This window comes from Neobacillus sp. Soil_C_43, from assembly GCF_057656715.1.
On record NZ_JBDGJV010000010.1, the window covers coordinates 168,229 to 178,807 of the forward strand.

General features: G+C 39.5%; 10 protein-coding genes and 2 riboswitches. Of the genes, 1 reads left to right on the forward strand and 9 read right to left on the reverse strand.

The window, feature by feature from the left end; genetic code table 11:
• Nucleotides 1-11 precede the first annotated feature (11 nt).
• The 9 genes from sufU to AC3A54_RS15030 all read right to left on the reverse strand — a co-directional run bounded on the left by sufU (nucleotide 12) and on the right by AC3A54_RS15030 (nucleotide 9,064).
• Entirely contained in the window at nucleotides 12-452 is a 441-nt protein-coding gene (gene sufU / locus AC3A54_RS14990) for a Fe-S cluster assembly sulfur transfer protein SufU (RefSeq protein ID WP_487655043.1), read from the reverse strand.
• Entirely contained in the window at nucleotides 442-1,671 is a 1,230-nt protein-coding gene (locus AC3A54_RS14995) for a cysteine desulfurase (protein WP_308082630.1), read from the reverse strand. The genes sufU and AC3A54_RS14995 overlap by 11 nt, the downstream gene beginning before the upstream one ends.
• Nucleotides 1,671-2,981, reverse strand: a complete 1,311-nt coding sequence (gene sufD, locus AC3A54_RS15000) for a Fe-S cluster assembly protein SufD (protein WP_487655044.1) — start codon at nucleotides 2,979-2,981, stop codon at nucleotides 1,671-1,673. The genes AC3A54_RS14995 and sufD overlap by 1 nt, the downstream gene beginning before the upstream one ends.
• A 21-nt stretch (nucleotides 2,982-3,002) precedes the next feature.
• Nucleotides 3,003-3,788, reverse strand: coding sequence for a Fe-S cluster assembly ATPase SufC (gene sufC, locus AC3A54_RS15005; RefSeq protein ID WP_308082628.1), 786 nt, complete (start codon nucleotides 3,786-3,788; stop codon nucleotides 3,003-3,005).
• Between the two features lie 405 nt (nucleotides 3,789-4,193).
• The gene (locus AC3A54_RS15010) at nucleotides 4,194-5,033 is read right to left on the reverse strand and encodes a MetQ/NlpA family ABC transporter substrate-binding protein (protein ID WP_309859606.1); all 840 of its coding nucleotides are present in this window, start codon (nucleotides 5,031-5,033) and stop codon (nucleotides 4,194-4,196) included.
• A gap of 20 nt (nucleotides 5,034-5,053) precedes the next feature.
• Entirely contained in the window at nucleotides 5,054-5,728 is a 675-nt protein-coding gene (locus tag AC3A54_RS15015; RefSeq protein ID WP_487655045.1) for a methionine ABC transporter permease, read from the reverse strand.
• Nucleotides 5,721-6,746 carry a methionine ABC transporter ATP-binding protein gene (locus AC3A54_RS15020; protein WP_335546886.1) on the reverse strand — a complete coding sequence of 342 codons (1,026 nt, stop codon included), beginning with the start codon at nucleotides 6,744-6,746 and terminating at the stop codon, nucleotides 5,721-5,723. Before AC3A54_RS15020 ends, AC3A54_RS15015 begins: the two co-directional genes overlap by 8 nt.
• 160 nt (nucleotides 6,747-6,906) lie before the next feature.
• Nucleotides 6,907-7,014, reverse strand: a riboswitch (SAM riboswitch).
• Between the two features lie 136 nt (nucleotides 7,015-7,150).
• The gene (locus AC3A54_RS15025) at nucleotides 7,151-8,467 is read right to left on the reverse strand and encodes an O-acetylhomoserine aminocarboxypropyltransferase/cysteine synthase family protein (protein ID WP_487655046.1); all 1,317 of its coding nucleotides are present in this window, start codon (nucleotides 8,465-8,467) and stop codon (nucleotides 7,151-7,153) included.
• Between the two features lie 64 nt (nucleotides 8,468-8,531).
• A riboswitch (SAM riboswitch) is annotated at nucleotides 8,532-8,634 on the reverse strand.
• 76 nt (nucleotides 8,635-8,710) lie between these two features.
• Nucleotides 8,711-9,064, reverse strand: a complete 354-nt coding sequence (locus tag AC3A54_RS15030) for a hypothetical protein (protein ID WP_487655047.1) — start codon at nucleotides 9,062-9,064, stop codon at nucleotides 8,711-8,713.
• 229 nt (nucleotides 9,065-9,293) lie between these two features.
• Between AC3A54_RS15030 and AC3A54_RS15035 the strand changes: the two genes are divergently transcribed.
• Complete coding sequence (locus tag AC3A54_RS15035; RefSeq protein WP_487655048.1) at nucleotides 9,294-10,205, forward strand: nuclease-related domain-containing protein; 912 nt, start codon at nucleotides 9,294-9,296, stop codon at nucleotides 10,203-10,205.
• The last annotated feature ends 374 nt before the right edge of the window (nucleotides 10,206-10,579 follow it).

Consider the following 10,579-nt stretch of genomic DNA (forward strand, 5'->3'; position numbering starts at 1 on the left):
CCTATTTCATCCTATTCTTTTTCATCTTCTTTCAATCCTTTTTCCATTGCCTTCCACGCTAACGTGGCACATTTAATGCGGGCTGGAAACTTGGCAACCCCTTGAAGGGCCTCAATATCACCTAAATCAAGATCTTCATCATACTCTTTCCCTTGCATCATATCAGAGAAGATTTGTGACATCTTTAAAGCCTCATCGATCTTTTTCCCTTTAATGGCTTGAGTCATCATCGAAGCCGATGACATGGAAATCGAACAGCCTTCCCCTTCTTGCTTTGCGTCAACCACAATTCCATTTTCCACCTTAAGGCTCAATTGAATGCGGTCTCCACATGTAGGGTTATTCATGTTAATCGTATGGTTTCCATCCTCCAACACACCACGGTTTCGAGGATTTTTATAATGATCCATAATGACTTGACGGTAAAGTGAATCTAAATTATTAGAAGACATCGCTGAAATACTCCTTTGTTTTGACAAGCCCTTCAACGAGTTTATCAATATCCTCTTCAGTATTATATAAATAGAAGCTAGCACGAGCAGTTGCTGAAGCCTTAAGCCACCTCATCAACGGCTGTGCACAATGATGTCCCGCACGGACAGCAATACCTTCTGCATCTAATACGGTTGCTACATCGTGTGGATGTACGTCTGTTAAATTAAATGTTATGAGACCTGCGCGTTTCGCCGCATCAAGCGGGCCATAAATCGTCATACCTTCAACTGCAGACATTTTATCTAACGCATAAGCAGCAAGCTTATGTTCGTGCTCAGCAATATTCTCTAAGCCTATTTCAGTTAAAAAGTCGATTGCAGCTCCTAGACCAATCGCACCTGCAATTATAGGTGTTCCGCCTTCGAATTTCCACGGAAGCTCTTTCCACGTTGATTCCTGCAATTGCACGAAATCAATCATCTCACCGCCAAATTCAATCGGCTCCATGTTTTCTAGTAAATGTTTCTTTCCATAAAGAACGCCGATACCAGTAGGAGCGCACATTTTGTGTCCAGAGAATGCAAGGAAATCGCAATCCAAATCCTGAACATCAATTTTCATATGCGGAGCACTCTGCGCACCATCTACTACCATAATTGCACCATTTTCATGGGCGATTTGTGCAATTTCTTTCACCGGATTAATAACGCCAAGTACATTTGATACTTGCATCACAGAAACAACCTTTGTGTTCGCTGTAATGGTTGCACGTACATCATCAAGTGAGATGGTTCCATCCTCTTGGAGAGGAATGTATTTTAACTGGGCACCAGTCCGTCTGGCCACTTGCTGCCATGGGATAATATTGCTGTGGTGCTCCATATAAGTTATAACAATTTCATCGCCTTCTTTAAGATTAGCGGCTGCATAGCTTGCTGCCACAGTATTAATAGAAGTCGTTGTTCCTCTTGTAAAAATAACTTCCTGAATCGATTTAGCATTGATAAATTTGCGAACCTTTTCTCTTGCCCCTTCGTACGCATCAGTAGCTCTTGTTCCTAAAGTATGCACACCACGATGGACATTGGAATTGATTTCACGGTAATATTTATCAACTGCCTCGATAACTTGAAGCGGCTTCTGTGATGTAGCAGAACTATCTAAATACACCAACGGATTGCCGTTCACTTCTTGGTCTAGGATCGGAAACTGTTTGCGAATATCCTGGATATTCATTAGCGTACTTTCCTTTCGATCACTTCAGTCAGTTGTTTCTTTACTCCTTCTATCGGAAGCTGGTTAACAACTGGTGCAAGGAAGCCATGAATGATAAGGCGCTCTGCTTCTTGCTTTGGAATTCCGCGGCTCATTAAGTAGTAAAGTTGTACTTTATCTACTCGGCCGACAGATGCAGCGTGACCTGCTGTTACATCATCTTCATCAATTAAAAGAATTGGGTTGGCATCTCCACGCGCTTTTTCGCTAAGCATTAATACACGTGATTCTTGCTCGGCATTTGATTTAGAAGCGCCATGCTCAATTTTTCCAATCCCATTAAAGATGGAAGTCGCACTATCCTTCATAACACCATGCTTTAAGATGTACCCTTCGCTATTTTTTCCAAAGTGAACAACCTTTGTCGTAAAGTTTTGAGTTTGCTCTCCACGTCCAACGACAACTGTTTTTGTATCACCATAGGAACCATCACCAATAAGGTTGGTTGTGTTCTCAGAAATAGTGTTTCCTTCGTTCATTAACCCTAACGCCCACTCAATACGTGCATCTCTTCCAGCTACACCACGACGGTTTACATAGGTAGTTGTTCCATTTGCAAGGTAATCTACTGCACCATATACAACCTTCGCATTGGCATTAGCAATAACCTCTGAAAGAATGTTTACCACAGAATTAGAAGCTTCAATCGTTGAAATGTAGTTTTCAACATATGTGACAGAGCTATTATCTTCTGCTACCACGATAACATGGTTAAAAAGATTAGCCTCTGCATGGTCGTGAACGTAAACCGCTTGAATAGGTTGAGAGATGACTACGTTCTTTGGAACATATAAGAAGACTCCACCGTTCACAAGTGCCGTATGAAGGGCAGTAAGACGGTGTTCGTCAGCATTAATTGCTTGTGTCATATAGTACTTTTTCAAAAGCTCGCCATGCTCTCTAGCTGCTGTGAAAATGTCTGTAAAGATAACACCCTTACTTTTTAGTTCTTCTGATAAAGATAAAAAAGCAGGGGTTTGATTACGTTGAATATATAGATTCTTATCAGCTGCTTCCAAATCAACTAAAGCTTTTACTTCCTCCGGTAATTCATCAATAGAAGAATAAGCAGCACTTTTAACAGTATGTTGATTGAATTGAGTGAAATTCCATTTATCTATTTTTGTTTTATCAGGTTTTGGCATTGGCAGTTGTTCAAAACTCTCTAATGCTTTGAGTCGGAACTCTTCAAACCAAGCAGGCTCGTTCATTTCTTTCGAAAAGGAGCTTACAAAACCCTTATCAAATGGTAATTTTGTTTCTGTTGTCATTGTAATCCTCCTAACACTCTCTTACGCTTCTTGCCCAACTGTTTCATCTTCAATTCCAAGCTCTTGCTTGATCCAGTCATATCCTTCTGCTTCTAAGCGTTGTGCTAACTCTGGCCCGCCTGATTTCACAATACGGCCCTGCATCATAACGTGCACATAGTCAGGAGTGATATAGTCTAAAAGACGTTGATAGTGAGTAATAACTAGGCATCCGAATTCTTCGCCGCGCATTTCATTGATTCCTTTTGACACAACTTTTAATGCGTCAATATCTAGACCGGAGTCAATTTCATCCAGGATCGCAATTTTTGGTTCTAACATCATTAATTGTAAGATTTCATTACGCTTTTTCTCTCCACCAGAGAAACCTTCATTTAAGTAGCGTTGCGCCATATCAAGGTCCATTTCAAGGAATTCCATTTGCTTATCCATCTTACGGATGAATTTCATTAAAGAAATTTCATTACCTTCACCTAGGCGGCTATTTAATGCTGAACGTAAAAAATCGGCATTGGTTACGCCGTTGATTTCACTTGGATATTGCATTGCTAGGAATAGACCTGCACGAGCGCGCTCATCTACTTCCATTTCAAGAACATTTTGTCCATCTAAAGTAATGTTACCACTAGTTACTTCATATTTAGGGTGACCCATGATTGCAGATGATAAAGTGGATTTACCAGTTCCGTTAGGACCCATAATTGCGTGGATTTCTCCACCTTTTACTTCAAGGTTAACACCTTTTAAAATTTCTTTCCCATCAATTCCTACATGTAAATCTTTGATCGTTAAAGTTGATCCAGCCATATCTATACCTCCGAAAAGAAAGTGTTGTATCTTGCAGACCGTGTTAGGTCTATAACTCTATTCTCATTTTATTCTCATTACAATCTTATAACAAATGAAATGTATTAGCAACTCCTAAACAGTAAAAACAGTACCTCTATTTTCATTAAGTAATTGCTAATTGAGAATAGGAAGTGATTTTTAAAGAATTTTCTGATAAAAAATTCTTATATCCAATTATGTAAAAATACACTCGGTTAAAATCATACCTTATTTTTTTAACTTTTGCCAAGTGAATTTGGGTGTAATATCTCTTCTATTTTTACCCAATCCTAACGTTTCATGTATGACTTCAGAAATAGCAAAAGCCAGTGAATAGCTCACTGACTTTTACTATTTTCTTCATATTTATAAGAGAATCGTTTTTTATTCAGAAACAGGTACAACTGCACCTTTGTATTTTTCAAGGATGAAGTCTTGGATTTCTTTTGAATGAAGTACTTCTACTAGAGCTTTGATTGCCTCTTTATTTTCATCACCTTTACGAACGGCAATGACGTTTACATATGGTGATTCTTTGTCTTCAATTGCAATAGAATCCTTCACTGGGTTTAATCCTGCATCAATTGCGTAGTTAGAGTTGATCAATACTGCATCACCTTCACCATTATTGAAAATCTGTGGTAAAAGCTTCGCTTCATAGTTCGCATCAAATTTTAGGTTCTTTGGATTTTCTACTACGTCTTTTAATTCTGCTTTTGTTTTATCAATGCCTTCTTTTAACTTAATTAAGCCTTGTGCTTCTAGTAAAGAAAGTAGACGGCCATGGTCAGCTACAGAGTTACTCATGATTAAGTGAGCACCCTTTGGAAGGTCACTTAACTTTTTATATTTTTTAGAATAGACACCGATTGGCTCGATGTGAATGCCGCCAGCGTTAACAAATCCGTAGTTAAATTCTTTATTTTGAGATTCTAAGTAAGGGATGTGCTGGAAGTAGTTTGCATCTAATTCTTTTGAAGCCAATGCTTTGTTTGGTAAAACATAGTCAGTGAAAGTTGTGATTTCTAGGTCGATTCCTTTTTCTTTTAATAGCGGTTTTGCTTGTTCTAAAATTTCAGCGTGCGGCACAGTTGAAGCTCCAACTACTAATTTAGTAGTGCCACCCTTTTCTGAAGTACCCTCAGATTTTTCTTCTGATTTACCGCAAGCTGCAAGAGCTAGGGCTAATGTTAAAGCTAGTAAAACGGATAACCATTTTTTCATGTTGAACTCTCCTTTTATTTTTATCTTTTATCTAATTTTGAAGTGATGAGATCACCAATTAACTGAATGATAAACACAATAATTAAAATAATGACGGTAGCGACAAATGTGACGTCATTTTGATTTCGTTGGAAACCATAGTTGTAGGCAAGGTTTCCTAACCCACCTGCACCAATCGCTCCTGCCATTGCTGTGTAACCCACAAGAGCAATAGCTGTAACGGTAATACCGGAAATGAGAGCTGGCATGGATTCTGGTAGTAGTACCTTCCAAATGATCGTGCTTGTTGTTGCTCCCATTGATTTAGCAGCTTCAATGACTCCTTTATTAATCTCTCGAAGACCAATCTCCACCATCCTTGCATAAAAAGGGGCTGCCCCAATAATCAGTGCCGGCAAGGCCGCATCTTCTCCGATCATCGTTCCTAATAAGAAGGTGGTGAACGGGATTAATAATACAATTAAAATGATGAACGGAATGGAACGAAAAATATTAACGATTCCACTAATAATCGTATTAATCGGTTTATTCTCCCACAGATTCCCTTTCGTTGTTAGGAAAAGAAGTAAACCTAAGATTGTCCCCAAGATAAAGGTAACGAGAACCGAAATAGCTGTCATATAAACGGTGTCTTTCGTTGCGTCCCACATCATGAGCCAATCGACATTTTCAAAATATTTTCCACTATTATTCATTTGTTACCACCTCCAAACCAACCTGCTGGGAACGAATAAAGTCTATGGCTTTGTTCACTTCTTTTTCGTCACCATCAAGATGAATAAAGAGAGTTCCATATGAACCACTTTGTGTTTGCGAAATTTTCCCCTGCAGGATATTTACTGTAACCTCATGGTGTCTAATTAAATTAGTGATGAGCGGCTGCTCAGCTGACTCGCCAATGAAAGTCAATTGAACGACCTGACCAGAATGATACCGTGCCAGCAAATGTTCCGCTGTTTCTTTTGTTTCTTCAGGCTCTGTCACCTGTTGAACAAATCGTTTCGTGATTTGCTGCTGCGGATTACGGAACACATCCAAAACGGAACCAAGCTCAACTACACGGCCGCTTTCCATCACAGCAACCCGGTGGCAAATTTTTCGAATAACATGCATTTCATGTGTAATCAACACAATGGTCAGACCTAGTCGCTTATTGATATCGACTAATAAATCCAAAATGGAATCGGTTGTCTGAGGGTCCAGTGCTGAAGTTGCTTCATCACAAAGTAAAACCTTTGGATTATTAGCAAGGGCTCTCGCAATCCCTACCCGCTGCTTTTGTCCCCCACTCAATTGAGAGGGATAGGCGTTTTCACGTCCCTCAAGCCCGACGAGTTTGATGAGCTCATTGACTCTTTTCTGTCTTTCCTGTCCCTTTATACCTGCAATTTCCAGTGGAAAAGCAATATTTTCACTTACTGTTCTTGACCAAAGTAAGTTGAAATGTTGAAAGATCATACTGATTTCTTGACGTGCTTTACGAAGCTCACTGCCCTTAATTTTTGAAATGACACGACCAGCCACTGTGACTGATCCATCGGTTGGTAGCTCCAACCCATTAAGCATTCGAATTAGCGTACTTTTTCCGGCACCACTATATCCGATGACTCCGAAAATTTCCCCCTCTTGAATTTCTAAATTCACGTCATCGACCGCTTTTAGCTGGCCTTGTTTGGAAGGAAAAATCTTACGGACGCTTTTTATTGAAATCATTTGAATCACCCGCTTCTATCCTATTTACCTAAAATTCAGAAAGTATCTACTATAACCTGACATACCTATAGAATTTGACTGTACCCCTGAAAAGATTCTATTTTAGAAAAATAAAAAGCCTTTCTGCACGGGCAGAAAGGCATTAGTAAAATAGACCTTTCTCCCATCTCCCAAAGCAAACGCTTTGTGTGAATTGGCACCATTTCAATGTAACATTGACGGTTGCCGGGCTTCATCGGGCACATCCCTCCACCTCTCTTGATAAGAGCTTACAGCATTCTATATTCAATTAACACGTTAATCAGTTTAAGTAGTTATTTTAGTACGAAAGCTATCGTATCATGGATAAAAAAGGGTGTCAATAAAAAAATCTATTAATTCTTACTTATTGGATGAGGAAAATTTTAGGCATTTGCTTTGACAGATGCCAATCCCGTTGCTGTCTCAATCGCAGATTCAAGATCATCAATTAAGTCTTCGACATTTTCAATCCCAATAGAGAGACGGATTAAGTCCTCCGATACACCTGCTGCCTTCAAACCTTCTGCATCTAATTGCTGATGGGTGGTACTAGCTGGGTGAATGATTAGACTTTTTGAATCGCCAACATTAGCCACATGTGCCCATAAGGATAGAGAATCAATGAGCTTCGCTCCTGCTTCCTTCCCACCTTTAATTCCAAAAACAACCATGGAGCCAGCACCTTTAGGTAAATATTTTTTCGCTAATTCATAGTCCGGATGTGATGGATGACCCGGATAGGATACCCATTCTACTGCTGGATGGTTTAATAAGTAGTCCACAATCGTTTTCGTATTGGCTACATGCTCTTTCATCCGAACATGCAGGGTTTCAAGGCCTAGTGTAAATTGGAATGAATTTTGCGGGCTCAGTGCCGGACCGAGATCACGCAATAACTGTACACGCGCTTTTACAATATACGCTACAGCGCCCAATGCTTCTGCATAGACAAGATCATGGTAGCTTGCATCCGGAGTCGTAAAGCCAGGGAATCTAGAAGAGTTCCAGTCAAACTTCCCACCATCAACAATTATGCCGCCCGTTGATGTCCCATTACCTAATAACCACTTTGTTGCCGAGTGAACAACAATGTCTGCCCCGTACTCAATTGGTCTGCATAAGTATGGTGTCGCAAAGGTGTTGTCGATAATTAATGGGACACCTGCCTCGTGTGCAATATCAGCCACTTTTTCAATGTCTAATACACGTAAGCTTGGGTTACCAATTGTTTCTGCAAAGACTGCCTTTGTTTTTGGTGTAATCACTGCTCTGAAGTTCTCTGGATTATCCGAATCGACAAATTTAACGTTAATTCCGTACTTTGGAAGGGTCACTGCGAATAAATTATACGTTCCACCATAGAGATTGGAAGCAGCAACAATCTCATCTCCTGCCTCAGCCACATTAAGAATGGCGAGGGTAATTGCTGCCATACCGCTAGCAACGGCCAGCGCTCCCACACCGCCTTCTAGCAGAACAACTCTCTCTTCAAATACGGTTGTAGTAGGATTATGAATACGGGTGTATATGTACCCTGGTTCTGCTAAACTAAATAGGTTTGCTGCATGTTCAGTATTTTTGAATTGATAGGCATTGTTTTGATAGATGGGAACGGCACGCGCTCCTGTTACTGGATCTGGAGCCAATCCTCCATGAACACTCAAGGTTTCAAAACGATATTTCTTTTGATTTTCTCCCATTTTCCTAGCTCCTCCCTTAACAACATAAACAAAAACCCCCGCTTCATAAGAAGAGGGGGCTCTCTTCTTATCTTTCAGAGTTTTTTATGCTCTGCTGGATTTAGCACCGTGTATAAACCGGTTGCCGGGCTTCAAAGGGCCAGTCCCTCCGCCACTCTAGATAAGAATGTTTATGTGATTGTTTAAATTAATAGAATATTTAAATAATATATTACATGATGTCCCTTTTGAAGTCAATATATTTTAAATGATGTTTGCAAAATCTTCCTGTGCTTTTGTTAGGTAAAAAAGAGCCTCCAGTAATAGGGTAATTCTTAACGGTGCATCTACTTTTATTTCTTCTTTTTGTTCTAGCACCCGTAAACGGGTTGTTCCTTCAATTAATTGTTTCATTGCGGCTTCATTTCCGCTAATCTCGTAGGCGATTTGTTGCTTCGATGGGTTTTGAAGAATAAATACTGCACCGTTTTTTATTACTAATTGCACTATTTGCTGCTCGCAACAGAGATTTACATGTACCTCCGCTTGACGGATTAGAGGATAGACATGCCCTTTCTGCTGCATTTTTACAAGAAATTTTTGGATAGCTTCAATCATTTTTACCACTCCGGTCTACACGCTAATATCTTAACTATTCAGCAATCTTTATAGGAAACCCTTTTATTATTGCTCGACAATATTTGGGCTAATGGTCATGATTTCCTGAGAAATATGTCGGATACTCGGAGTTTATGAAATGTCGGTAATTGGTCACACATTTGGAGTGGCTTTTTAATTAAACTGAAAATGGTAGGATGTGGTTTTCTATTTTGAAAGGAAGTGGATTATGGCTTATAAAGAGCGGTGTGAATCGGTGGAATTAAAAATTTTAAGATTACTTTCCCAAAGAATGACTCTAGAAGATAATTACAAACAATCATATCACAACCTCGAAAAGGGATATGAGGGTGAAGTTGCGTTTGATTTATTGACAGAAAAGTTGAGCTGTAAAAGTTTTATACTAAACGATTTATTGCTGGAGACCAGTGGTGCGAAATTCCAAATAGATTCTTTAATAGTTACTCAAGAGCCAATTTATCTTTTCGAAGTAAAAAATTATGAAGGTGATTATTATTATGAATCTGGTAGGTTCTATACCATTTACAAGAAAGAAATTACAAACGCTTTACTACAAATTGAAAGAAGTGAATCCTTACTCCGGCAGCTTCTCCAAAATCTTGGGTATCGAATCACCATTAAGGCGTTTGTAGTTTTTATTAACCCCGAGTTTTATTTATATCAGGCTCCCCTAGACAAACCTATTATTTATCCAAATCAGCTTAATCAATTTATGAAAAAATTGAACAATCATCCTTCGACATTAAAAGACCACCACAAAAGGTTAGCTGACCAATTAGTTTCTATGCACCAAACTGGAATCAATAAGGACAAGATTCCAGCATATAATTTAAGTTCTATACAAAAAGGAATAAATTGTTGTTCATGCCATTCCTTTAGCGTAACTGTTTCAGGTAGGAAATTGGTATGTGATGTTTGTGGTTATACAGAAGATCTCGACAACTCTATAATTAGGGGAGTTAATGAATTTAGTTTACTTTTTCCTAATGAAAAAATCACAACTAATGTCATTCATGATTGGTTTCAAGTGTTGGATTCAAAGAAAACTCTTCGAAGGGTCTTGACGAAGAACTGGGATGTTCTTGGGAAGAAGGAATTTAATTTTATTAAATGCGATTAGATTTCACAAAACTATTTAATTAAACTGTAGAATGCTCTTTTTGAGGTGGTGAAAGAATTGTGAAATCTTTCACAATCCCCTTATTCCCTCTTTTTTAAGTTCTACGGGGCTTGTGAGCTTTTCACAATTCCCATGCTTGCCCTTCTTCTGGTGCTACTGGCACTGTGAACCTACCACAGTTCCCATGCTCGCTCTTCTTCTGGTGCTACGGGCACTGTGGGCCTACCACAGTTCCCATGCTCGCTCTTCTTCTGGTGCTACGGGCACTGTGGGCCTACCACAGTTCCCATTCTCACTCTTCTTCTGGTGCTACGGGCACTGTGGGCCTACCACAGTTCCCATTCTCACTCTTCTTCTGGTGCTACGGGCACTGT

Coding starts and splice junctions, on each gene's coding strand:
- sufU (WP_487655043.1), bottom strand. CDS start 452: ATGTCTTCTAATAATTTAGATTCACTTTACCGTCAAGTCATTATGGAT.
- AC3A54_RS14995 (WP_308082630.1), bottom strand. CDS start 1,671: ATGAATATCCAGGATATTCGCAAACAGTTTCCGATCCTAGACCAAGAA.
- sufD (WP_487655044.1), bottom strand. CDS start 2,981: ATGACAACAGAAACAAAATTACCATTTGATAAGGGTTTTGTAAGCTCC.
- sufC (WP_308082628.1), bottom strand. CDS start 3,788: ATGGCTGGATCAACTTTAACGATCAAAGATTTACATGTAGGAATTGAT.
- AC3A54_RS15010 (WP_309859606.1), bottom strand. CDS start 5,033: ATGAAAAAATGGTTATCCGTTTTACTAGCTTTAACATTAGCCCTAGCT.
- AC3A54_RS15015 (WP_487655045.1), bottom strand. CDS start 5,728: ATGAATAATAGTGGAAAATATTTTGAAAATGTCGATTGGCTCATGATG.
- AC3A54_RS15020 (WP_335546886.1), bottom strand. CDS start 6,746: ATGATTTCAATAAAAAGCGTCCGTAAGATTTTTCCTTCCAAACAAGGC.
- AC3A54_RS15025 (WP_487655046.1), bottom strand. CDS start 8,467: ATGGGAGAAAATCAAAAGAAATATCGTTTTGAAACCTTGAGTGTTCAT.
- AC3A54_RS15030 (WP_487655047.1), bottom strand. CDS start 9,064: ATGATTGAAGCTATCCAAAAATTTCTTGTAAAAATGCAGCAGAAAGGG.
- AC3A54_RS15035 (WP_487655048.1), top strand. CDS start 9,294: ATGGCTTATAAAGAGCGGTGTGAATCGGTGGAATTAAAAATTTTAAGA.